Origin of the sequence: Planctobacterium marinum (assembly GCF_036322805.1) — a bacterium.
Taxonomy (GTDB): domain Bacteria; phylum Pseudomonadota; class Gammaproteobacteria; order Enterobacterales; family Alteromonadaceae; genus Planctobacterium; species Planctobacterium marinum_A.
Genome location: NZ_AP027272.1, coordinates 2345865 through 2369213, shown reverse-complemented (window position 1 = coordinate 2369213; position 23349 = coordinate 2345865). Strand labels below are relative to the sequence as shown.

The window sequence follows — 23349 nt, the reverse complement described above, 5'->3', positions numbered from 1 at the left end:
GGTTATCGCAATCGCTTTTCATATAGAGCCATATAAGCGGGCATAACCTGCTCCACAACCTCCTGTTGCCAATCACTCAAAAGGATTGTCTTTTCCTGGTATGGTGCGAATCCTTTGGAGCGTTCAACAGAATGATACCAATGGCTGGCCCAGACACCATCAGAGTCACGTTTTCCCGCAGGCCAATGCAGCATGTTTTGCTCAAATGGCACGCTTAACCTGTCACACAGTTTACGCAACATCCCCTCTGGAGATTTGAGCACGTCATTGGAATCAATAATTGGGATTTCCTGACCGGTTTGCTGGGTCAGCAGTGTGTAGATTTCTGCTTGTCGGATGATGCCAATCTCCTCAGCAGTGCAGACGCCACGACTGTTTGTGTAGGAAGCCACTACCTCTTTGGGGTTTCTTATTAAAAAACAATGTTTTAGTTCTATTGCCCAATCGAAACAGTTATTCAGCATGTGATGGGTCATGTGTTTTTGATACTGCACTGGTGTTGTAACATTTCCCGAACTCAACTGTGTGGCAACCTCTTCATACTGTGTGGACTGAGAGGCCAACACCTGTTCAAACATGGGATGAGGGCTCTGAGTTTGAGCCAGGTAAAAGGCATAAAATGGTTCATCCACGACACTACAATCGCTGCGATTTTCCCAACTGCGCATCATGGCGGTGGAAATGTTGCGCGGCCCAGACCACATAGCAATTCTGATGGTCACGTTAACTTTCCTCACACGCACGCTCGATCATATCAACATAAAGTTGCTGTAAACGAGCTAATAACGGTGTTTCGTCGCCATCACCGATAGAGCGGCCATCCACCTGTTTTACTCGAGTCAACCCCGCGAAAGTGCCAGTAACAAAGGCTTCATCCGCCCCATAAACATCTGACAAGGTAAAATTTCGTTCGTAAACGGGTATATTGTGCAGTTTACAGACATTAATCACATTGCGCCGGGTAATGCCATCAAGGCAATAATCTCCGGTAGAAGTCCAAACTTCACCATGGCGAACGATAAAAAAATGGGTGGAATTGCAGGTAGCCACAAATCCATGAGGATCCAGCATCAAGGATTCATCAGCGCCCGCTTTGGCTGCCTGAATACAGGCAAAAATACAATTTAATTTGGAGTGCGTGTTTAACTTGGGATCTTGCACATCGGAGTAGCCCCGACGGACGTGACTGGTAAACAGATCAATACCATTAAAATCGTCCTTTATCAGCGGAGTTTTGTGCTCTGCAATAATCACAATAGTGGCTGGCGTAATCGTTACTCTGGGGTCCTGATAGGGAGTCGCCTTAATACCGCGGGTTACCATCAGGCGAATATGGACACCATCGTGCATATTATTGGCAATGCAAGTTTGCTGTATCCTGTCAATCAACGCTTGTTTGCTTATTCCCGGCTCCATATCCAGTGCTTTAAAGCCATCAAACAGCCTTCTCATATGTTGTTCTATAAAAGCTAACCGCCCGTGATGTAACCGGATCCCTTCCCATACACCATCCCCTAAGATAAAACCGCTATCAAATACAGAAATTTTCGCCTGCTCTCGAGGAACAAGCTCTCCATTGATATTGATGAGAATATCGGCATTACGGGGATCATCGACATATTCATGCGTGCCTTTGGCCATATTTTTACTACCCAAGTAAACTGAATTTACCTAGTATTAGTCCAAAAATTGAGGAAGAACAACATGTTATCCTGTTTTGAGTACAAACAATGGGCAGACAAACGCACCATAGAGGCGATTAAATTACTGGCTTTGGAGAAAAAAGATAGCTCCGCGTTTTGTTTACAACAGTTAAATCATATGACCATTGTGGAAGAATTATTTATCTCCCGTATTGAACAACGCCAAGCCCCTCATGAATCGACAAACACAGTTACTATTCCACTCATTGAGGAATTGCAAGAAAGAAACAATCGCAACAATCTGTGGTTGCAGGAATATCTTAAAAACAACAGCGAAGTTCAACTGCAAACCCCAATCAGTTTTGTTTTTACCGATGGTAAATCCGGTAGATTAACCGTTCAAGAGATCTTAATGCATCTTTTGACTCATAGTAGCTATCATCGCGGTAGTATTGCTCACGCCCTCGACCTTGCAGGCACTGCGCATCCTGTTGATGGCTTAGCGATGTATCTTCATCAGGCACAACCCGACAGAAGAGAGCCGGCTGAAAACTAACAGGACTATGCCGCCGCAGTTTGCGACGGGGGAAAGCCGAAAAAGCGTTTGTATTCGCGACTGAACTGAGAAAAACTGTTGTATCCAACATGGTAACTGGCTTCATTGGCTTGCATGCCCTGCACCAGTAAAGCCTGTGCTTTTTGCAGTTTAGTGGCTTTAATGTATTGATTAGGCGGCACATGCATCAAGCGTTTAAAGGCATTAAAAAAAGCGGTTTTACTCATATTGGAGAGGCTGGCCAATTCACTTACCTGTATGGTTTTATTGAGGTTAGCATGGATAAAGTTAACCGCTTTGGCAACGGGTTGAATTTGCCCGTATTGATTCAATAATTTCCGCAAAGCAAATCCGTGATCGCTGGTGAGTATACGATAGTAAATTTCATCAACAATGGCATTTCCCAGCACTTTCGCATCTCGTCTATCACTAGCGACTATCAAGAGACGATTAAACACATCAATAAGCTCTTCATTGGCGTCCCCCACTAAAACACAAGAGCTTTTTTGCAGCGTTTTTTCTCCGGTTTCTTCTTCCACCCGCTCGATTTGCAAGATGATATCCGCCAGCCTCACTAAATCAATATCCAACGCAGCAGATAAAAACGGCTGTTCCGATGATGCTTCCACTATCTCAGTTTGTACCGGCATAGGTAAGAAATTAATGAAGAAGTTACCCGCCTGATAGCGATATACCTCTGCACCAACGTGACATACCTTTTCACCCTGAGCTATCAGGCAAATAAGCGGTTCGTAAAGGTATGGGCTTTTGCTATGGATGTGACTCGCCTTGTAAACCCCAACACCGGTTACGTTGGTTGCAGTAAATCCCTCATGCAATGTTTGTCTCTCAATGTGACCTTTAAAATCTTGTAACTTATTTTGTTTTTCGATGCCCACAACAAGTCCCGACTAAATAAAAATAGTGTAACTGCAGTTTACTCCAATCTCCTCTCAACAAAACACTAACAGTACACAATTGAACGATTAGGCATAAAACAGGCACTATTTTGTATCTTCTTACCCAGTTCAAAATACTATAGTGAACACGTAACCACTTGGTATCAAACAGGATCAATACATGCAAGATTTTAACTACCACAACCCCACCCAGATTGTATTCGGGCAGAATCGTTTTAATGAAATAGACAAACTTGTCCCCAAAGATGCCAACGTCATGATCACCTATGGCGGTCAGAGCGCTAAAAAATACGGCACTATCGATAAGGTTATTAAAGCATTAGGCAGCCGAAAAATAGTGGAGTTTTCCGGTATTGAAGCCAATCCCAAATTTGAAACATTAGTTCGTGCTACGGAATTAGCCAAGCAACAGCAGGTAACCTATCTACTGGCAGTCGGTGGCGGCTCGGTAATGGACGGCACCAAATTCATTGCCTTGGCAGTACTGAAGCCAGATTCAGAATACCAGGACATTTTGTCTCATGGTTTCGCTCCCGTTCCCCAAAAGGAGGCACTACCCCTCGCCTGTGTTGCCACCCTGCCAGCAACGGGATCTGAGATGAATGGTTTTGCCGTGATCACGCTCAATGAACAAAAGTATCCAATGTTCTCTCCTGAGGTCTACCCACAGTTCTCTTTACTCGACCCTGATTTGACTTTGACGTTGCCCAAAGAACAAATAGCCAATGGCGTGGCTGATGCCTTCATTCACGTTATTGAGCAATATTTAACCTATCCGGTGAATGCTAAAGTGCAGGATAGAACTGCGGAAGGGATCCTGAAAACGCTTATTGAAGACGGTCCCGTTACTTATCTTGATAATAACAATATTGAAGCGCGAAAAAACTTCATGTGGTCTGCCACATCCGCTCTGAATGGCAATATTGGGGTCGGTGTCCCGCAGGATTGGTCGACCCACATGATTGGCCACGAAATGACTGCGCTGTTTGATATTGCTCATGGTCGCACACTGGGTATTGTATTGCCGCATTTACTGAGGGCGCGTAAACAACAAAAACATGCCAAGCTGCTGCAATATGCTGAAAGGGTTTGGGATATACACAACGGCACGGAAGAGCAAAAAGTTGACGAGGCAATTACCAAAACAGAAGCCTTCTTTAACTCTCTGGATATAGTTACGCGGCTATCTCATTACAATATTGATGAGCAAGGAATAGAAAAAATCATATCCAACCTAAATAAAATGGGCATGACAGCTTTGTCGGAAACGCAAGATTTAGGACTAGATGAAGTGAGAAAAATTTTGCTTTCTGCATTGTAAAATTAAGCTTTTTGCAGGCCGCCATAGCGGCCTGCGTGACTTTTTCAAATAATTGTTATGTGAGCCTTTTCACAATTAACAAAACCTTCATTTGTCGCCATAGTTCCTTAGGGGTTCTTCATTTTTCTCCAGCCACAACCAAGCTTCAAAGCGCTAAGGTACAGCTAACTAACGTAGTTTTGCTGTGACATTACCGACGCAAATTACATTTTTTTGTCAATTTTGTAATTATTGTGTCAACCAACTCAACTCCACTGCGTTGTATGGAATAAGGAACGTGATGCTGTACTTCATGTTCTGCATAAAAATAACGCTGCGAAGCAGTAGAGAGGTTGATGATGAAAAAGGCAATTGCGATAAGTTTGGTGTTGGCAACAGCATTAGCAATGGATGTTAACGCACAACAAGGTCCTGTTAGAGAAGACGGCCCCCGAACACCCAATCCAGGTCCCGGTAATCCTAATCCAGGTCCCGGTAATCCTAATCCGGGCCCTGGTAATCCTAATCCGGGCCCTGGTAATCCTAATCCGGGCCCTGGTAATCCTAATCCGGGCCCTGGTAATCCTAATCCGGGCCCTGGTAATCCTAATCCGGGTCAGGGAAACCAAAACCTGGAGCAGCAACTACAACAATTAGTAGAGCAACTAGAACTCGATAGCATCAGTGCCGAAGGCCTGCCTTCCATTGAAGATCCTCTCCCTCAATTGGGAAAATCATTGTTCTTTACTAAAAATCTGGGTGGCGAGCAAAGTGCAGCCTGTGTTTCATGTCACCACCCGGTTTTAGGCGGCAGTGATGAATTGTCTCTTTCAGTGGGAGTCGAAGCAATCAATGAACTGAATGAATCGGCTCACGATCTGCTTGGCCATGGTCGCTTTAACGGTAACGATTCAAATAATCTCCCCTCGGTCCCCAGGAATGCCCCCACTATCTTTAACGCCGGATTAAATGAGCAACGGATGTTTTGGGATGGTAGAGTAGAAAGACAAAACAACGGGCAGATCATCACGCCAGACTCCGAAGTCAACCGTCGAGGTAATCTGAGGGCAGACAACAATCTTCCTGAAGGTGCCACCCTCGCAGCAGCTCAAGCACGCTTTCCAGTTACCTCACCAGATGAAATGCGTGGTGATTTCGAATTTGACTTAGATAATGAAGCTTATCGCCAGGTTTTGGCTGAAAGACTAAATGATACCGATACCTTATGGTCCGCGTCATTTGAGCTGGCTTACAATGATGATGAGGTTACCTTTGATCGTATTGCAGAAGCTATCGGTGAATACGAACGTTCAATGGTATTTATCAACAGCCCCTGGAACCGCTATCTGTCCGGAGAAAGTGATGCACTAAGCGATGAAGAAAAAGCCGGCGCGGTGTTATTTTTCAGCAATGCCAATCAAGGCGGTGCAGGTTGCGGTACGTGTCATTCAGGCTCAACGCTTTCTGGACGAGGTTTCCAACTCGTGGCCTTCCCACAATTTGGCCCCGGTAAAGGTAACCCGGGTGTAGCAACAAACAATCAAGATTTCGGTAGAGAAAATATTACTGGTGACAATGAAGATCGCTACCATTTCCGCGCACCTAGTTTGCTCAATATCGCTGTCACTGCGCCTTACGGCCATACCGGAGCTTATCAGACTCTTGAAGAAGTCGTGCGACATTACAGCAACCCAAGGCAGTCCATTAATAGATTATTTGCAGCGCGTAATGGTGAGCCGTTTACCAACAACAACGCACCATTTTGTGATTTGCCGCAAGTTGCCGACTTGATAAATAAAACAGGGCAAACTTGTGAATCTCTCTACCCTGACGCCTATGACAACTCCATCCAGGTAGTGGAGCACCTTCAAAATGTGAGAAACGGGGATGTGCCTGCGCGATTCCCCTTGCGAGGCTCGCCTAATTTGAACCAACAAGAAGTAAGCCAATTGGTCGCGTTTATGGAGGCTTTAACCGATCCTTGTGTGTTAGACAGAGACTGTTTAGATCCGTGGATCGTAGACCATGATGAAGAAGCTAACTTTCCAGATGACCTCCCTTTAATTGCTGAAGATCGAGATGGGCATAGTCTTTAATCCAATCCATCCAACGGCCGCATCATGCGGCCATTTTTTACCGATGACTATCTTCTCTGACGCAATACATAACAGCATTTCAATATGGTCTAGCAGCCAATGCGATAGGAAGAGTTTGAAAAGCGATTGTGGGAAAAGTTGTATGCAAAGGACGATGAATTTAGGGAGAGACTGTAGATGTATGGAAGTTCTCTCAGTTTAAGGTAGGTGTCAAAGCTACCTTAAACTGAGCTTATGTCATTTTAGATAACCCATTTTACTGAATATCGAAAAATGACTTGATGTACTCCGCCCATTCCTTTTTAGTGAGAGGACAAAGCTTATCCTCGCAGGCAATGTACCAGTTTTTGATAACATGAATCTCTAAGGTGTCGATAGAACCCGGCGCGCCATTCTCAATATGAAGCACGGTTTCGCGACTTAATCCCAAGATATCCCCTAATTGTTTTTGTGTAATCCCCGCTTCCTTGCGCATATTTCGCAAGCGCTCGGGGTTAAATTTTTCTTCTTTATCCAATGCTTGTAGTCCTCTGTCACGATGGAAACGCACCGAATAGTATCATTTAAATGACAAAGGTGTGAGTTCGAAATTTCAATTTTTTTGAAAATAAAGTGGAACCCACCCCACAATATGTAATCTAATTAACACTGCCTCCATTTTACATTTAAAAAATGGAGATATTTTCTGGATGGTACAATTTAAAAGGGCTGCGGGGCTGGTAGAGATTAACACCCAAAAATGTTGTTTACATACCACATGATGTAATTTGATACCTAAACCTTAATTTATCAGTTCTATTTTTTAGAAGGTTTGAACGAAATAGTGTCAAAAAGTGCACACACAGAGAAATGTTTTGCAATTTTTATATTTGCTACATTTTAAATGAGCCTCGCGAATCCAAACGGGTGTTTTTTACCATCACGGCTGTATATTTAAGGTAAGAAAAGAAAGTGCTTGTTGACGGTCTTCGAATATTTGGTAGCGAAGTCCAGTCTCTTGGTACACCGAATGCCACCACTGTACAACTTCATCTGATGAACCAGGCTCCAGCACCAACGCCGTTACCTTCAGTCCAAGCTGTCTGGCATCTTTAATTGAAGCGATTAAAAAAGACCGTATTGAATCGTTCAGTAACGACTCGCCTCCCTTTAAAAGTGCTAAACTTCCCCATGATATTGGTTTTAATGCATCTCGAAGCGGCAGGATTTGCGCATGGTATTTTTCACCGAAATCACTTTCAAAGGGCCCTGTAGCCTCTATGAATAATATCCTCTGAATAGCATCCAGTGATAAGCGCAATGTCCCTTGAACCTGTGTGTGATCACGAGTGTCAGTCATAATCACTCCCCTAACGAACTCTTTAGTTCAGTGAGTTCTTTAGTTAGATACTCAACCTGGCTCTCCAACATACTGACTCGTTCAACCAATTCAGCTTCGGTCGGGCTCGTTTGTGGTGCTTCAGTTTGTTCAATGGATGATGGCTCTGCAAAGGAAGCCACACCGTTTTGAGGAGCATCGCTAAAGCACTGCCTGTACCGGCTTTCCCTTTTACCTGGCTCCCTGGGTAACTTTTCGACAAGTTGTTCCTGATTAAAATCCATCAAGGATTGCAGTGTATTTTCTACTTCGTTTACGTCAGTAAATTCTGCAAGTCTGCCACTACGGGTTCTCAGCTCCCCTGGTGTTTGAGCTCCTCTGAGTAGAAGTAAACAAACAATCGCTGTTTGTTGAGGTGTGAATTTCAGACTGCCAAACTCGGTGTTACAAAACTTGTGCTTATATTTGCTTACCCGACTGCCCCAGTTATCTTCGATGATTTGTCTTTTTTCTTTTAGAGAATCCAAGGCAGACTGCACTTCAATTTCGGAAAGTTGCATTACCGGCTCTCGATTGCTTTTTTGATTGCAACCAACCGTTAAGCCATTTAAAGAGAGAGGATATTGTTCCGGTGTGGTGATTTCTTTTTCCAACAAAACACCAATGATACGGCTTTCTATTTCATCGAGTTGAACGATCATTTTACTTCTCCATTAGCAGAAACTGGCTGCAATAATTCCAGCTTGAATTCAAAAGTAATCATTAAAGATTTTAAAGCTAATAAACGCGCTTTATTTTCTTCTTTTATGCTCCAGTAATAAGGCGTCATCATCAGTAAAGCCTCCAGGTGCTGCCCGGTAACTTCCACTTTAGTGCTGCAGGTTGTCTCTGAAACCTTTTCCAGTCCACTTTTGTGAATATTTTTAGTGGGATTTCCCTGATGTGGTTGAACCTCTGAATATACAAATTGGGCGAGTTCCTTTAAATGGCCGGCACCGGGGCCCACTAACAAAAAATGGCCTTGCTCTTTCGTTACCCTTACAATTTCAGTTTCATTGTAAGGCGCGAAAACATTCAGAACAAAATCAAAAGCATTATCAAGATAAGGTAAATCAGCCGCACTGGCGACACAAAACTGGCTTTGTTTGTGTTGTTTAGCCGCCATTTGCACCGCGGGCTTTGAAATGTCGCATCCAAAATAACTCAAAGAAGTAAGCTCCACGCACCGCTTATTATTGAGCTGATAACCGTAGTAACCCTCCCCACACCCCAAATCCAAAATTCGACTATGCTCAGATTCAAGTAGGGTATTGATGAGAGCGCCAATTTCATCCAGCAAAAAAGAATAATATCCCGCATTCAGAAACTGTCTCCGAGCCAAAAGCATTGCCTTACTATCACCCGGTGCTTTTGTGCGTTTTTTATGTACAGGCAATAAGTTTACATAACCTTCTTTGGCCTGATCGTAGCTGTGATTGTTACCGCATTTATAGGATTTTTGCTTCTGCTCTAGTGGTAAACGACAAATCGGACATCGATAAATTGACTGTAACTCCAAGGTCATCACTCTGTTTTTCACCTTAAACCGATTGCGCGGTTGATTCTCGGGATTTTTTTACTTAGATATGGTACTAGTTTACCTGTAAATCAGGAACTTACTACAAATTCCGGAACATAACACTAATCATGAAATACGATGTAAAACCATGGCTATTTGCTTTTTCCCTAACGATTTTCTGCCCCCAAGGCCACACAATGACAGAAACATCTAAATCTTTGCGCATTGCCACCTTCAATATCGGACTTGACCAGGCAAGACAAAAAGGCGAACTAAAATACAAGCTAGAAAACGGAGGCTATGCTGCGGCGAAAAAATCCGCTGAAATTATCCAGCGCATTAATCCAGACGTATTACTGATAAACGAAATAGACGGGAATGATAATGGTGAGACACTAGCTCAGTACTTAGAAAAGTACCTTGGTAAATCCCAGTCTGATCAGCCGCCACTGGAATATCCTTATATTTACCAACCGGATTGTAATACCGGGGTTTCATCTGGAGTTAACTTTCGAGGACTTGAAAACTCGATTGATAACTACGGTTTTGGGCATTACCCCGGACAGTATTGCATGGCGCTTTTGTCAAGATATCCAATACTCGACAACGACATACATTCCTTTCAAAATCTGCTTTGGAAATCTATGCCCGATGCTTTGCTTCCGAAATTAAACGGTAAAAACTGGTATTCGGCTGACGGGTTAAACAACTTCAGATTGTCCTCCAAGAACCACGTAGACGTACCAATTTTAGTCAATGGTAAAAAGGTAAACTTGCTTATTTCTCACCCTACTCCACCTGTGTTTGACGGAGATGAAGATAGCAATGGCAAGAGAAACCACGATGAAATCAAGTTTTGGCAACATTATATCAATGGCAATTCTGCATGGATGCGAGATGATAACGGTAAAAAGGTTAACGGGTTAGGCCCAGATAGTCGATTTGTGATTTTAGGTGACTTAAATGCCTCGACCGTCGAAGGCGATGTTACTGAACATAATGGTATCAGAGCCATAACGTCTCTCTTGCACGACCCACTAATGGCAGAAGGGTTCTCAGAACTTCAAAAAAGTCATTTAATTCCGAAGCGTAACGGTAACATCACTGAATCTGACGAAAATCAATATAGTCAGTACCACACTGCTCACTGGGGAATGCGAGCAGACTATGTATTGCCATCACGATTTGGCATGAAAACATTAACAAGTGGTGTGTATTGGCCTGACCAATCTTCACCACAGAGCTACTTAGTAACAGGTAGCAGTAACACCCCAAGCAGTTCCGATCACAGACTTGTATGGTTGGATTTGGCAATAGTTGAATAAGCCAGCGATAAATAATTTTTAATAAGGGCAGCGAATAAATAGTGAAAAAAGTCCAATATCACAGATTTTTTGTGCATTATTTACTTTTATCTGTACGTTTTTTGACTTAATATTGACAAGATTGTATTAACATTTTATTAATGTTCGATGTATTTTTAGCCGATAACCTTGATACAGGTACGCTAACAATCACGCAGTAAGTAACTTGAATGACGTGTAGCCACTATGTTTAATAAAAAACTCCAGGTTGAAAAAGTTGAAATGGTGAAGAAAATCATACGCAAGTATGATTACGGCAATTATGAAGCCACCCATAAAGAGTGCGTGGAGTTAGGGCTTAATGTTAATCGCCCGGCATTGGACAGGCTTGGTGAGAAGTTGCAAATGCTCGACTCTCAGGCCAAAAGCAAATCGAAATTGCTATTTGACGAAGTTGATGCTTCTGACGATAAGGAGCCCGCTATCCAGCTTTCCCCAGAACCTCCAACGGCAATGGATGTGTCTAGCAATGTCTCATCTGGAGAGTATGGTCAATTTAGCAACAGAGCTGATGAGATCACCTATGAACTCGGTGCTTTGCGTATTCGCGAAAACGAGTTACTTAAAGAACTTAGTGTGATAAGAAAAAAGACCAGTAATTAAAGTCGCCAGCCCTGTTTTCCTTTACAACTGAGCGTAGTGTTCTATATCTGTAGATAAGAACCTCTTGGAACACTTGCTATGTCACCACTAGCTGAGCAGCTCAAGCAATACAAAAGCTCATTTGATGCATCCACACCAGCAGATATTCTGGAAACCATAAATCGCAGTATTTCTCTGTTTCAATCTAACTCGGTGTGCAGTAGTTGCCTTCCAATAGGCTCTGAGTTTCCGGGCTTTAACTTGAGGTCTCTGTCAGGTGAAATGGTCTCCAGCGAGACGCTGCTTGCCAATGGACCACTAGTGATCGTGTTTATACGAGGTGGATGGTGTCCCTATTGCATCCTGGAGATGCAGGCCTGGCAACGTCATTATAAGGCATCATTTGATAGCTTTAACATTGTGGCTATTTCACCAGAGCTACCAGAGTATACGAGTCAGGTTAAGCAAGATAACAACATAGGTTTCCCGATATTAATTGATGAAAACATGGATTACGCTGAAAGACTGGGCCTTATCTGGCAACTGGATGAGGAGATGAAAGCATTACTGCTGAAGTGGAATATCGATTTGACCGAGCGCACTCAAGAAAAACAGTTTCAATTGCCTGTGCCAGCAACCTTCGTCATTGCCCAGGATCACACAATTCATTTTCGATTCATAGAGGAAGACTACACCCTAAGGGCTGAGCCTGCTGAAGTGCTAAAAATCTACGATAAATTACAAAAAGTAGATAACTGAAAAAGTATAATCTTATGTTTTTAAAAAGCTTTATCCATTCTTGAACGGTTTTTAAACAATAAAGTTTTTTTAACGACATATTTACTTCAAATTAGCAAAATTTATGATGTTTGGTGAATTTTCACCTCGAGCATGTTGCAAACTGTAACATAATCATCTACTTATAATGTCTAAACATAACTATTAGCGTCGTTATGATAATCAGGGACACACAAATCAGACTCGTTTCGTTTACCGACGAGTATACAAGTTACTCCGTGGCAGAGTTACTAGGTTCGGGACAAGTTATTACCCGTTCATATGAAACAATTAGTCACGATGAGGTAGATACCAGCATTCCTATCATTTGGCTCGTTGTGGTCAATGAATGGGAGGCCATCAAATCCTTGGATATTCGTAAGTACCACGGGACTAACGAACAGATATTGTATTTAGTCGTAGACCAAAAGCCTCAGATTTTGCCGCCATACTTGAGCGACAACACGGTTTTTTGGCAAGCAGGTGCGAGTCAGCTAGTCGACAATCTTCATTACGCCGAACAGCGTATTTTGCAAAGACAGCATTTTTATCCTAAAGAATTAAATGACACATTTTTGCGTCTTAATTTTTATGGCCGTTCCCCTTCCTTTATTAAAGCCGTTCGCCTGATAAAGAAGGTTTCTTTTGCCAATACCAATGTTTTTATTAAAGGGCAAACCGGTACCGGTAAGGAATTGACGGCCCGCGCAGTACATTATATGAGCGACCGCGCCAATGAAGCCTTTGTACCTATCAACTGTGGTGCGTTTACTGATGACCTTATTCTAAGCGAGCTATTCGGTCACGAGAAAGGCGCCTTTACTGGTGCAGCTAAAGCAAAAACAGGTTTACTGGAAATTGCCAATCGCGGCACGGTATTTCTCGATGAGGTTGACAGTTTATCTCCAAAAGCTCAGGTTGCTTTGTTAAGGTTCTTACAAGACAGTGAAGTACGCCCTGTCGGTGGCAGTGATGTTAAACTAGTAGACGTGCGTATTGTTGCGGCCAGTAACAAGGACATGAAAGAGCTCATTAAGGCGAAAGACTTCCGAGAAGACTTAATGTATCGCCTTGACGTATTGCAAATCCCTTTACCTCCTCTGAAGAAACGCGGAGAAGATATTCAAATTCTGGCACAACACTTTTTGTCTACTCTTAGCTTGCAAAGCAACAGTGAAGTTAAGGTATTTTCAGCTAATATGATCACCGCAATGCAAGCCTGGAATTGGGATGGTAATGTTCGAGAGCTGGAAAACTTCGTTAAACGGGCTTGGTATCTGACCGAAGGATTCATTATTTCCGATACCTCCCTGCTCACCGGGTCCAATGGCACAGACAACGACGTAATAAATCGTATCAATGGTGATCTTGATGCCTTCGATGGTTTTCAAGCCGCCAAAGAAGAACTTATCGTGCAGTTCGAGAGAGATTACCTGACCCGAATCCTCGTGAAAACAGAGGGTAACATATCTAAAGCCGCTCGTATCGCCAAAAAAGAACGTCGTTCTTTTTGCCGACTGATGGAAAAGCACGGTCTGGAACGCAATCAGTTTTCCACCTGATACCTGTACCACCTCATCAAAGGCGTGCTCTTCATCACGCCTTCTTTATTTATCCCGGATAATAAGCTGCCAATCTATTGGTGAAAACTTCCTTGTGGCTTGGTCCTTGAAGCAATCTAACATGCACAATTAATCCTGACCTTTCTGTTTGTTGTGATTCAGAGGCTCACCCGCAGGTCTGTGTATACTCAAAAGCATAAACCAATACAAATAAACCCAAGCGCGTTAATGAGGCTCAACAACCGACCAGGGCTTTGCGAACATATCCGGGCAATTCTACCCAAGCAATAAATTCCAAATAAAAAACCAGCATGGTAACCGCAGTTAGCAGATGCGCAATTCAGTAAAGAATATTCCTTAATCCCAGGCAATACAGTCACTTATCTATAACGCCCTTAGAATTAGTCATTTGAAATGATTACGCGTAACCTGGTCATTTATACTACAAACCCCTGTATGAATGTTTAGGGCCAAACCGCCACGTGTGTCTGATTTACCCTGGATTGAGCTATGCCCTTAGTTTATCTGTACTGCAGAGCAATTAGTTAATTTTTGCCAGGGCAAAATACCCCTACAAGGGTTTTCTCCACAATTCAAAAAACATTATATATCAACAACTTAAAAGACATTTAAAGTTGGCACGCATAATGCGCTCTATTTTGTCGGACAGTCCTGAATTAACGAACAAGTGGATGAGAGATATGGCATCACAACCGGTCAAAGTAGAAAGCATTGCCAAGGACATTAGGGAATACTTCCGTGGCAATCCGCATGCCGGAGACACAGTCGAAGGTATCGCGAGTTGGTGGATAACCAAACAAAGTATGAACAACGCCAGGGATCTGGTTATGGAGGCTCTTGAAATGTTGGTCCTGGAAGGGGAACTGCACAAAAGAGTATATGGAGGGCGCGTTATCTATGTTCGAGAGGCGCTACATTAGTAGCTAAACGAATTAACGCTTAATTTTTATCAACGGAGGCTAGTCGAATGTCGAATAGCATACAACATAAACTAAGCAGGGTTCGCCCACCTCGGGTACAAATTACCTATGACGTAGAAACGGGCGGCGCGTTGGAGAAAAAGGAGATCCCATTTATCGTGGGTGTTATTGCTCCTCTTTCTGCAAAATCTGATAAAGTTTTACCCCCTCTCAGGGACCGTAAAATGGTTCAGATTGATCGCGATAACTTCAACAAGGTACTTGAGTCAATCGAACCTCGAGTGAAATTCAGTGTACCGAATACACTTCCAGACGAGTCAGGCGAATTGTCTGTTAATGTGCCTTTCATGCACATCGACGACTTTGATCCTGTAGTCGTTGTTCAACGAGTACCTAAACTCAATGCAATCTACCTTGAGCGTAGCCGCTTGCGTGACTTTATGGCTAAGTTGGATGGTAACGATGGCCTTAATGGCATCCTGTCAGAACTGTTATCAGATTCTGAAAAAGGCGATGCGTTAAAAGCTTCAGTTGCTGGTGCCAAAGAAGCTGTAGAGACTGCTCGCACTGAGCGTGCAGCGGGCAAAATTGACCAGGCAGCTTATGAGGCTGCGGTTCTAGAAGCATACGCTGCAGAACTAGAAGACGGTCAAACCATGGCTCGCATGCTAAGCGAAGGCCAGATGATTCTTGAAGATGCTCAAAAACCCTATGCAGTTGAACTGATTGCAGAATATGTTGAGCAAATCATGGTGAAAGACGATTTGATCCCAACAGGTGACAATCCGGATTACAACCATGGTGGTATGTTGACTCATCGTATCGCTGAAAAAGATGTCACTATCAGCAAGCAACTTAACCTAATCATTCATCACGATGATTTTCAGACGCTGGAAGGCAGCTGGAGAGGTTTGCACTTTCTGGTAATGAACACAGAAACTAACAACAAGCTTAAAATCCGCCTGTTGAACGTGTCTTATGAGGATTTGTTCAAAGATTTGGATAAAGCGGTTGAGTTTGACCAAAGCGCCCTATTCAAAATCATTTATGAAGAAGAATACGGTACCTTCGGTGGCGAACCCTACAGCGTATTGTTAGGTGACTTTGAATTTGGTCGTACTGCACGCGACATTAAATTCCTGGAAATGATTTCAGGTGTTGCTGCTGCAGCTCACGCACCATTCATTGCATCAGCTTATGCGAAATTATTCGATATGGATGATTTCTCAAACCTTTACAAACCTCGCGACTTAAGCAAGTTATTTGAGAGTGCTGAATTAATTCAATGGCGCGCATTCCGCGAAAGTGAAGATTCTCGCTACGTAACACTAACCTTGCCTAAAGTTATGATGCGTCTGCCGTACCATCATGAAAACAACCCGGTTGAAGGCATTTACTTCGATGAAGATGTCGCAGTAACCCTGGTCGATACCGACGAAGATGGCAACTCAACAGAGAAGACGCTTAAGCAAGTAGACGCCCGTAAGATTTTGTGGAGTAACCCCGCCTATATCTTAGGTCAGCGTATTACAAATGCGTTCTCCCTACACGGCTGGACAGCTGCTATTCGCGGTGTTGAAGGTGGTGGTTTGGTAGAAGGTTTACCTGCTTACACATTTGAAACCGAAAGCGGCGACGTCGAATTGAACTGCCCTACTCAGGTAGCTATCACCGACCGTCGTGAGAAAGAGCTTAACGACTTAGGCTTTATGGCAATTTGTCACTGTAAGGGCACTAATAAGGCTGCATTCTTTGGTGGACAAAGCACCAACAAACCTAAGATGTATCTGACTGATTCAGCCACTGCGAATGCGCGCATCTCATCAATGCTGCCATACGTAATGTCTGCATCGCGATTTGCTCATTACATCAAAGTCATCATGCGTGAAAAGATCGGTAGCTTCATGACGCGACAAAACGTTGAGAACTATCTAAACACCTGGATCGCACAATACGTACTGCTAGACGATACGCCGCCCCAGCACATTAAGGCTAAGTATCCGTTACGTGAAGCACGTATCGATGTAACTGATGTACCAGGAAAGCCAGGCGCCTACAGAGCGACAGTATTCCTGAAACCCCATTTTCAGTTAGAAGAACTATCCACGTCGATTCGACTGGTTGCAGATCTTCCTTCCTGATAACTAGTTAAGAGGAAATCGTTATGGATTTAGTATTATTAAAACCAGGTTTGGAAGACCTTGCTGGCGCCAGCTTAATTGATGGTGAGCTGGTAGACGCAGGTGATGATCTGTCGGGTTGTATTGAACTGGTATCCATGCACTTCGGCATGAAACAGCAAATGACAACCGACGTGAGTAACGCAGCGCGTACATCAGGTCGTCCAAACTTAAATGATATTACGGCGGTTAAGTACCTGGATAAAACATCTCCGCTTTTGTACAAGCATTGCTTGTCAGCAGCGCCGATTGATGACGGTTCTGAGCCGACTCAAATCTTCCTTTGCCGCAACGCAAATATGGATGGTGACGGTAACTCAATCATCGGTAATATCATGACCGTTAAACTGTATAACTGCATGATCAGTTCAGTAGAAGCCCAGTCACATCCAAATGACATGGCTACTGAGCAAATCACGCTTAACTTTACCGATATCGAGTGGACGACTTCGCATCAAGACAGTCAAGCTCAGATCACCGGTAGCTTTGTATACAGCTGGAGCGTGGCGCGTAACAGAGGACCAATGTAATGCGTCGCTTTCTCTTTGATCGGCTTTGTCAGCCTGACCTCAAAATGCCAGAGGATACCTTTGGCAAAATGAGTGTCCTGCGGGAGTCGATCAGAGAGGAGCTTCAACGTTTAGTATCGGGTCGTTCTTGGTTTGATGGCGTTAGAAAAGGTCATAAAGGTGAGAAATCGATACTTAACTTTGGCATTGATAGTCCGGTAGACTACGCAGCTAACAGTCAAGACAGTACCCTGCTGATGGAGCAAGTACTCGAAATGGTTAAGAACTACGAGCCACGAATTATCAATCCCAAAGTTAGCCTGACAGGCAACAAAAATCCGCTAAGTCCTAAGAGAATAGCGGTATCAGGTCAAATTAAAGTAGCAGATGTAAGAGAGGACTTTAGTCATACCCTGAGCGTCGCTGGAGTTAAGTAATGAGCAACTCACGAGATCAACTAACAGATTATTTTAAATCTGAGCTGGCTGAATTGCGCAGTGACGCCTTAGAGTTTGCCCGCGATTATCCCGCCATTGCAGACGAACTGGCGCTTAACCAAGGCAAATCCAGAGATCCGCACATTGAGCTACTGTTGCAATCTTTCGCTTGGATGACCAGTCGCCTGCGCCAAAATATGGAAGCAGAGACTAAACAGCTTCCAGCGATTCTATTGCAACAACTCTACCCTCAGCTTGTATCATCAATTCCCTCCATGGCGATCATGGAATGCGATGTTGATGGTTTTTCTGCCGATTTTGACAACGGCTATTTGTTCAATGGCCAACGTCAATTTGAACCCATAAACGTCACCGGTAAAACGGAAGCGACCGCACGTTTAAACCAGTGCCGTTTTTCTTCCTGTCATCCCGTTAACTTGTGGCCTCTCAAGGTTAACAGTATTGCTAAGTTTCCCATAAATCAGGAAGACTACATTCGCAATCACTTTAAAACTGGCCAATCAATTATTGATATTAACCTGGTGCCTTCACCAGAGGCGGCAGCAGATGGCTTGATGATGAAAAAGCCGCTGCGTTTTTTCATTAATCTCGATGATAACGCCAAGCACCAGTTTTATAATGTCCTTGCCAAAGGTTTTGTCGGTGCCGTTGTATACGACGCTAATAATGAACGGGTGGCAACGCTGGGCAAGGACAACCTCAAATTCTGTGGCTATGAAGACGACGAACGCACTATGCCTTGCACAAATCAGCAAGACTTAGGTTATTCACTGTTATTTGACTACTTCCACTTCCCAGAAAAATTCTTGTTTTTCGAAGTGGATGGTATGGAGCAAGTACAGTTCAATCAATCTCTGCGTTTGATGCTGGTATTTGATGAGCCGGTTCCAAAGAATATCAACCTGTCGCGCAACAGTTTAAAACTCAACTGTATACCTGTGGTAAATCTGTTTAAGAAGACCTCTGAACCATTACCGCTTACTCACAAAGACTATCGTTACAAGCTGTTCCCCAGCAGAGAAAACTACGACTGTCTTGAGATATATCGCGTTGACAAAGTGTTTTCCATGAATCGCCGCGGCGAATCTAAAGAACTACAACCTTATTTTTCTATTGTAAGAAGTGATCACAAAGATTCAGACTTTCGCTGGTTAGCGCAAACAGAGGCCAGCCACAAAACCAAGACACCCGGCACGGAAACCTGGTTGTCGGTATTTAGTGAAGCCTTTGTAAGAGACGTGCCCATAGGCGAAACGCTTTACGCAGAGACACTTTGCTGTAATCGCACCTGGAGTGAACTATTTAATATTGGACAGGAGTTCTCGGTTATTGGCAGTTCACCGATTAAGTCGGCCAAACTACTTACCCGCCCTACCCGATATCGCTCGCAAAAGGCCAACTCAGAACACATGTGGAAGGTGCTTTCTCACCTGTCCTTGTACTATGTGTCCTTAACTGACCCCAAACTAGCACAAGACTCACTGACGTCTATTCTTAACCTTTATGCCGGCAAAGACAACAACGTTGCACAGCGCCAAATCGAGAGCATTGAAAATTTTACAGCTGAAAATGATATGTTTCCGGTTCAAAAAAGTGGTTGGCGAGGCTACTATCATGGCGTTAACTTCAAACTCACCCTATACGGTCGTAAGTTTGAAGGCAGCAGCATGATTTTATTCGGCTCTGTATTAAACCAGTTTTTGGCATTGTTTGCCCATATCAACTCGTTCGTCCGACTGGAATTAATGGTCGGCAATAAGAAGGTTTATCAGTGGAAACCCCTGAGCGGTCACAAATATCTTGCCTAGATCTGTTAACAGGTCAGGCAGAAGAATTCAATTTTTATCAAGCGATTCGCGTACTTGAGTGTGTTGTACGGGAAGAAGAAGGTATCCCACAAATAAGATATAAAGCGGTCAACGAACAGGCATTTATGCCCAATTTCATCGCCAACCTGAAATCCGATGAACAGGTTACCGAAGTTAAGGTAAATGGCTATGCGCTAACGGGCCAGCAAGGCCCACTGCCCGACGTATACAACGATTTGTTGCTGGAACAAAAGTCGCGTGGTAATCGAGGCCCAGAAGCGTTCCTGGATTTGTTCAATAATCGCCTGTTGCATCTGTTATTTGATATCAAAAAGCAGCTGGATCCGATGCTGTTTAACGACATCAGTATCAACAGTGAAATCTTTAATATCTTGGAATCTCTAACGGGGCTAAGTACTTTTGATTTATTCAAACGCTTGCCCATTACTCAAGAGAAGTTACTTACTTTCTCTGCACTGTTAATTGGCAATCGTCAAAACTATTCATCATTGAAACAAATCATTGAGTGTATGTTCGATTGCAAAGTAGAAATTGAACCCTGTAAGGGTGGCTGGCGCAAATTACCAGAAACCTGGCAAACCCGATTGGGGAAAGACAACGCTCGCTTAGGCTCAGGTGTTGGCTTGGGCAAAAAACACTGGGATAACCAGGCAAAAATAGGGTTATTGCTTACTTTAAAAAACATTGATCAATGCCGTCGTTTGATGCCCAAGGGCAATCTTCACGAAGTTCTAAAATCTATGCTCGCTTACCTCACCGATGGTCGCTACGAAATAGACGTCAGACTACAACTGGATTGGGAATGTTTACCCAAATCGCAACTCAGCCAAAAATCTTCAATGTTTTTAGGGCAATCCAGCTGGCTAAAATCTGATGTTGGTCAGGGTAAAACATTGAATCTGCCTAAATTTACGGTGATCCCAACGCTCAAAAATCAATTTTGGGAGGACATCGCGTGAAATTCAACACGGGAAAGAACACTACCCAAATTGCAGAGAAAATTGATTACACAGAATATCCCGGCACCCGACAGGCAGATACCCCGCCAGCTCCTCGCTGTAGCCTGGATTTTTATATAGAGCTGGATGACGGCACCATTATCGATGACCAGACATTGCGACTGCAGAATTTTTCTGGTCAAGAGTCCCTGTCTCAAATGTTTGATTTCACTCTGAATCTCAGGGCCAACACCTATTTTTCTTCTGGCATCAACAGTCCTTGGGGAAAAGAACTGGCGGGTAAGTATGGCTCTCTACTAAGTGAAGGCGGTGTTACTTCTCAAAAACTGGACTTTCAAAAGATTTTAGGAGCCAAGGCCTGTATTCGCATGGGCCTGCCGGAGACCCAAAAAGACATGTACGAGGGAGAGTACCCCAACGACCGCCCGGTACTGTATTTCAATGGCATAATCAGTAACTTCTCCATGGCTGAGCGCGGTGTATATACCGCTAACCTGAAACCAGCAATATTTAAACTTTCACTGCAAAACAACTACCGTCTTTTCTCACAAAAAACGATTCTGGATGTCATTATCGAGATCCTCAGTGAAAACAGTATTGAGTTCAACAAAGAAGAATTGGAGAAGAAACCTTCCAGAGTGGTTAGAGGGCTTGCCAGTTATCGCAAACAAGACTGGTTACAGGCGGGTGAAACCGATTTAGATTTTCTCAACAAGCTGATGCAAAAAGTCAGTTTGTTTTATTATTTTGAACATGATGATAAACATCACAAGATGATTATCACCGACCAACCCTACTACACCGGTATTTACAAACACAAAGTTAATGATGCCGGCAAAGTAGAAGAAACCCACGATTTGAAAGAGCTGTACCTGAGCTACACCCATCAGCAATCACTGGAACGGGATGACTACATCACTCAGTTTAGTTACAAGCAGAACCTTACCTCATCGGGGATCACCACCGTACTGGCTCAAAAAGAAGCTACCTGGGAATCGCAAAACACCGCGATGGCCACCCCAGTGTTCATCAACAAGGCCAACAAGAAAGAAAAACTCAATATGGAGTTTCTCAACATGGTGCAATACGGTGCATCAGAAAAAGAAATCAATACCCTGACCGACGAGCACATGAACCGGCTGGTGGCGTCGCGCTTTGAGTTTTCAGGCTCGTCATCATGCCCTGAGCTTAAAGCGGGTCACAAATTCATCGTAAAAGAACGCTATGACGATGACCCGGATATGCCGATTTGTCCAACACTAGATGGCTTAGAGTTTGTTGCGACACAAGTACAACATCAGGGTAGCGCCGCTGGCGACTATTCCAATACTTTTCAGGCCATGGATGCAAACGGCCTCGCAACCCCCTTTACTCCACCACAAGAAAACCAAGGCAGTATTCTCGCACTGGTGGTGGATCACGATGGGGAAACAGATTACGAAGGCAGCTCAGCGAAGTACCTGGAAAAAGACGGTTTTGCCTACGACAAAAAAGACTTTCAATACGATGACAACGGTCAGCAAAAATTCAACTGTCGTGGGATATACGTCAACTTTATCGATGATCCTGACTCTATCCATTGGGTTAAGCTTGCTGAGCACATGCAAACCATTCCGGAAACCGGTGCATGGGTAACCGTTTCACGCAGCCAGGATAACAATGAAATCCCGGAAGTTACCCAGATAATGCAGAACAAGGGCAATAAAACCATCATGCCCGAGGACTACACCTGCTCCACCAATGTTGGCAATAATTACAGTACCAGCTACGGTGACAATACCAGCATTAGCTTTGGAGCCAACGTCACAACCTCATTGAGCAAAGCCCGAACCATTGTAGAAAAACACCGGAACAGTGGTAACTACAATAGTGTTAACTACTCTGAGAGTAGCTCATACGGTTATTCGGTGACAGAGCGAAGCCATTCGATTTCTCGTATGGGCGCTGGCGCCGACTTGGGTGATGATCCCGGCGATATGATGGCATACGTCAATTACAGTGACTCTGCGATTTACGGTAATACCTACAGCAAGAACCTGCATATTGGTAAGTCTGAAAATTACTCAGTACAAACCGGCGGCACCTTCTCAGAATCCACCCAAACCGGTGGCTCTATTAGCATTTCCACCATAGATACCAGCGAGAGTACCAGCACAGTAGGGACTACAATAAGTAACAGTACCGTTGGCACCTCGACGAGTATCAGTTCAGTAGGAACCTCCAACAGTACTAGTACGTTGGGCACCAGTAACAGTATGAGTACCACTGGCACCAGTAATAGTATTTCCATTACGGATATGTCTAACGGCATAGGCATCACCACGATGTCTAACAATATCTCTATTACTGACATGTCCAGCAGTATTGGTATTACCAACATGTCCACCTCACTGAATTTAACCAGTACCTCAAGTAGTCTAAGCTTAACGGGCGTTCAGGCGGGTCTTTCATTAACTGGTGCATCCAGTAATTTGTCACTAACCGGTGCAACTTCCAGTTTATCCCTAACCGGGGCTAGTAGTGGCCTGTCATTGACAGGCTCTTCGAGTAATTTAGGACTAACCGGCTCAAGCAGTGGCCTGAATTTGACCGGTTCCAGTAGCTCACTAAATCTAACGGGCAGCAGTACATCTCTTAATTTAACGGGCAGTAGTACAGGAATTAACCTCACCGGCAGTGCTACCGATGTCAATATCACAGGTGGCGGCGCAACCCTGAGTATTGACAACAGAGCGACCTTATCTATCGAGGGTGCCATGCTGGAAATTCTCAGCGCCGCAAAATTGGTGTTATAAAC

At 43.8% G+C, this 23349-nt stretch carries 21 protein-coding genes; 14 read left to right on the top strand and 7 right to left on the bottom strand.

The features are described from left to right. Positions 1-2: 2 nt before the first annotated feature. On the bottom strand, positions 3-722 hold the full coding sequence (locus AABA75_RS10670; protein WP_338292595.1) for an HAD family hydrolase: 720 nt from the start codon (positions 720-722) through the stop codon (positions 3-5). A gap of 1 nt (position 723) precedes the next feature. Further along, the gene (locus AABA75_RS10665) at positions 724-1641 is read right to left on the bottom strand and encodes an aminotransferase class IV (protein ID WP_338292594.1); all 918 of its coding nucleotides are present in this window, start codon (positions 1639-1641) and stop codon (positions 724-726) included. Between the two features lie 63 nt (positions 1642-1704). Between AABA75_RS10665 and AABA75_RS10660 the strand changes: the two genes are divergently transcribed. After that, a complete protein-coding gene (locus tag AABA75_RS10660; protein ID WP_338292593.1) occupies positions 1705-2199 on the top strand; it encodes a DinB family protein in 495 nt (164 codons plus the stop codon). 5 nt (positions 2200-2204) lie between these two features. Here the strand turns inward: AABA75_RS10660 and AABA75_RS10655 are convergent, their stop codons facing one another. Next, positions 2205-3098: an AraC family transcriptional regulator gene (locus AABA75_RS10655; protein WP_338292592.1), complete on the bottom strand. Its 894-nt coding sequence runs from the start codon at positions 3096-3098 to the stop codon at positions 2205-2207. Positions 3099-3279: 181 nt separating this feature from the next. Between AABA75_RS10655 and AABA75_RS10650 the strand changes: the two genes are divergently transcribed. After that, entirely contained in the window at positions 3280-4440 is a 1161-nt protein-coding gene (locus AABA75_RS10650) for an iron-containing alcohol dehydrogenase (protein WP_338292591.1), read from the top strand. A gap of 335 nt (positions 4441-4775) precedes the next feature. Further along, positions 4776-6515, top strand: a complete 1740-nt coding sequence (locus AABA75_RS10645; protein ID WP_338292590.1) for a cytochrome-c peroxidase — start codon at positions 4776-4778, stop codon at positions 6513-6515. A 256-nt stretch (positions 6516-6771) separates the two neighbouring features. Here AABA75_RS10645 and AABA75_RS10640 read toward each other — a convergent pair whose 3' ends face one another. From AABA75_RS10640 to AABA75_RS10625, 4 genes are all read right to left on the bottom strand, one after another. Then, the gene (locus tag AABA75_RS10640; protein WP_338292589.1) at positions 6772-7032 is read right to left on the bottom strand and encodes a helix-turn-helix transcriptional regulator; all 261 of its coding nucleotides are present in this window, start codon (positions 7030-7032) and stop codon (positions 6772-6774) included. Positions 7033-7434: 402 nt separating this feature from the next. Continuing rightward, a complete protein-coding gene (locus AABA75_RS10635; RefSeq protein ID WP_338292588.1) occupies positions 7435-7854 on the bottom strand; it encodes a hypothetical protein in 420 nt (139 codons plus the stop codon). Positions 7855-7856: 2 nt separating this feature from the next. Continuing rightward, positions 7857-8534: a YceH family protein gene (locus AABA75_RS10630; protein ID WP_338292587.1), complete on the bottom strand. Its 678-nt coding sequence runs from the start codon at positions 8532-8534 to the stop codon at positions 7857-7859. Further along, positions 8531-9397 (bottom strand): putative RNA methyltransferase, encoded by an 867-nt coding sequence (locus AABA75_RS10625; RefSeq protein WP_338292586.1) that lies wholly within the window; start codon positions 9395-9397, stop codon positions 8531-8533. The genes AABA75_RS10630 and AABA75_RS10625 overlap by 4 nt, the downstream gene beginning before the upstream one ends. A 191-nt stretch (positions 9398-9588) precedes the next feature. Between AABA75_RS10625 and AABA75_RS10620 the strand changes: the two genes are divergently transcribed. The 11 genes from AABA75_RS10620 to AABA75_RS10570 all read left to right on the top strand — a co-directional run bounded on the left by AABA75_RS10620 (position 9589) and on the right by AABA75_RS10570 (position 23347). Continuing rightward, the gene (locus tag AABA75_RS10620) at positions 9589-10716 is read left to right on the top strand and encodes an endonuclease/exonuclease/phosphatase family protein (protein ID WP_338292585.1); all 1128 of its coding nucleotides are present in this window, start codon (positions 9589-9591) and stop codon (positions 10714-10716) included. A gap of 225 nt (positions 10717-10941) precedes the next feature. Next, a complete protein-coding gene (locus AABA75_RS10615) occupies positions 10942-11358 on the top strand; it encodes a hypothetical protein (protein WP_338292584.1) in 417 nt (138 codons plus the stop codon). Positions 11359-11436: 78 nt separating this feature from the next. Further along, a complete protein-coding gene (locus AABA75_RS10610) occupies positions 11437-12096 on the top strand; it encodes a peroxiredoxin-like family protein (protein WP_338292583.1) in 660 nt (219 codons plus the stop codon). A 257-nt stretch (positions 12097-12353) separates the two neighbouring features. Next, on the top strand, positions 12354-13676 hold the full coding sequence (locus tag AABA75_RS10605) for a sigma-54 dependent transcriptional regulator (protein ID WP_338292582.1): 1323 nt from the start codon (positions 12354-12356) through the stop codon (positions 13674-13676). Positions 13677-14377: 701 nt separating this feature from the next. Then, entirely contained in the window at positions 14378-14617 is a 240-nt protein-coding gene (locus AABA75_RS10600; protein WP_338292581.1) for a hypothetical protein, read from the top strand. A gap of 47 nt (positions 14618-14664) precedes the next feature. Continuing rightward, on the top strand, positions 14665-16758 hold the full coding sequence (gene tssC, locus AABA75_RS10595) for a type VI secretion system contractile sheath large subunit (protein ID WP_338292580.1): 2094 nt from the start codon (positions 14665-14667) through the stop codon (positions 16756-16758). Between the two features lie 23 nt (positions 16759-16781). Then, a complete protein-coding gene (locus tag AABA75_RS10590; RefSeq protein ID WP_338292579.1) occupies positions 16782-17327 on the top strand; it encodes an Hcp family type VI secretion system effector in 546 nt (181 codons plus the stop codon). After that, positions 17327-17743, top strand: a complete 417-nt coding sequence (locus tag AABA75_RS10585; RefSeq protein WP_338292578.1) for a GPW/gp25 family protein — start codon at positions 17327-17329, stop codon at positions 17741-17743. The genes AABA75_RS10590 and AABA75_RS10585 overlap by 1 nt, the downstream gene beginning before the upstream one ends. After that, entirely contained in the window at positions 17743-19572 is a 1830-nt protein-coding gene (gene tssF, locus AABA75_RS10580) for a type VI secretion system baseplate subunit TssF (RefSeq protein ID WP_338292577.1), read from the top strand. Before AABA75_RS10585 ends, tssF begins: the two co-directional genes overlap by 1 nt. Next, positions 19536-20552 carry a type VI secretion system baseplate subunit TssG gene (gene tssG, locus AABA75_RS10575; RefSeq protein WP_338292576.1) on the top strand — a complete coding sequence of 339 codons (1017 nt, stop codon included), beginning with the start codon at positions 19536-19538 and terminating at the stop codon, positions 20550-20552. Before tssF ends, tssG begins: the two co-directional genes overlap by 37 nt. Further along, positions 20549-23347, top strand: coding sequence for a contractile injection system protein, VgrG/Pvc8 family (locus AABA75_RS10570; protein ID WP_338292575.1), 2799 nt, complete (start codon positions 20549-20551; stop codon positions 23345-23347). Before tssG ends, AABA75_RS10570 begins: the two co-directional genes overlap by 4 nt. Positions 23348-23349 lie beyond the last annotated feature (2 nt).

Bases quoted from the DNA above. Each gene is read 5' to 3' on its own strand.
- AABA75_RS10610 (WP_338292583.1), top strand. From the start codon at position 11,437: ATGTCACCACTAGCTGAGCAGCTCAAGCAATACAAAAGCTCATTTGAT.
- tssF (WP_338292577.1), top strand. From the start codon at position 17,743: ATGAGCAACTCACGAGATCAACTAACAGATTATTTTAAATCTGAGCTG.
- AABA75_RS10590 (WP_338292579.1), top strand. From the start codon at position 16,782: ATGGATTTAGTATTATTAAAACCAGGTTTGGAAGACCTTGCTGGCGCC.
- AABA75_RS10650 (WP_338292591.1), top strand. From the start codon at position 3,280: ATGCAAGATTTTAACTACCACAACCCCACCCAGATTGTATTCGGGCAG.
- AABA75_RS10660 (WP_338292593.1), top strand. From the start codon at position 1,705: ATGTTATCCTGTTTTGAGTACAAACAATGGGCAGACAAACGCACCATA.
- AABA75_RS10630 (WP_338292587.1), bottom strand. From the start codon at position 8,534: ATGATCGTTCAACTCGATGAAATAGAAAGCCGTATCATTGGTGTTTTG.
- AABA75_RS10625 (WP_338292586.1), bottom strand. From the start codon at position 9,397: ATGACCTTGGAGTTACAGTCAATTTATCGATGTCCGATTTGTCGTTTA.
- AABA75_RS10615 (WP_338292584.1), top strand. From the start codon at position 10,942: ATGTTTAATAAAAAACTCCAGGTTGAAAAAGTTGAAATGGTGAAGAAA.
- tssC (WP_338292580.1), top strand. From the start codon at position 14,665: ATGTCGAATAGCATACAACATAAACTAAGCAGGGTTCGCCCACCTCGG.
- AABA75_RS10635 (WP_338292588.1), bottom strand. From the start codon at position 7,854: ATGACTGACACTCGTGATCACACACAGGTTCAAGGGACATTGCGCTTA.
- AABA75_RS10620 (WP_338292585.1), top strand. From the start codon at position 9,589: ATGACAGAAACATCTAAATCTTTGCGCATTGCCACCTTCAATATCGGA.
- AABA75_RS10645 (WP_338292590.1), top strand. From the start codon at position 4,776: ATGATGAAAAAGGCAATTGCGATAAGTTTGGTGTTGGCAACAGCATTA.
- AABA75_RS10585 (WP_338292578.1), top strand. From the start codon at position 17,327: ATGCGTCGCTTTCTCTTTGATCGGCTTTGTCAGCCTGACCTCAAAATG.
- AABA75_RS10600 (WP_338292581.1), top strand. From the start codon at position 14,378: ATGGCATCACAACCGGTCAAAGTAGAAAGCATTGCCAAGGACATTAGG.
- AABA75_RS10665 (WP_338292594.1), bottom strand. From the start codon at position 1,641: ATGGCCAAAGGCACGCATGAATATGTCGATGATCCCCGTAATGCCGAT.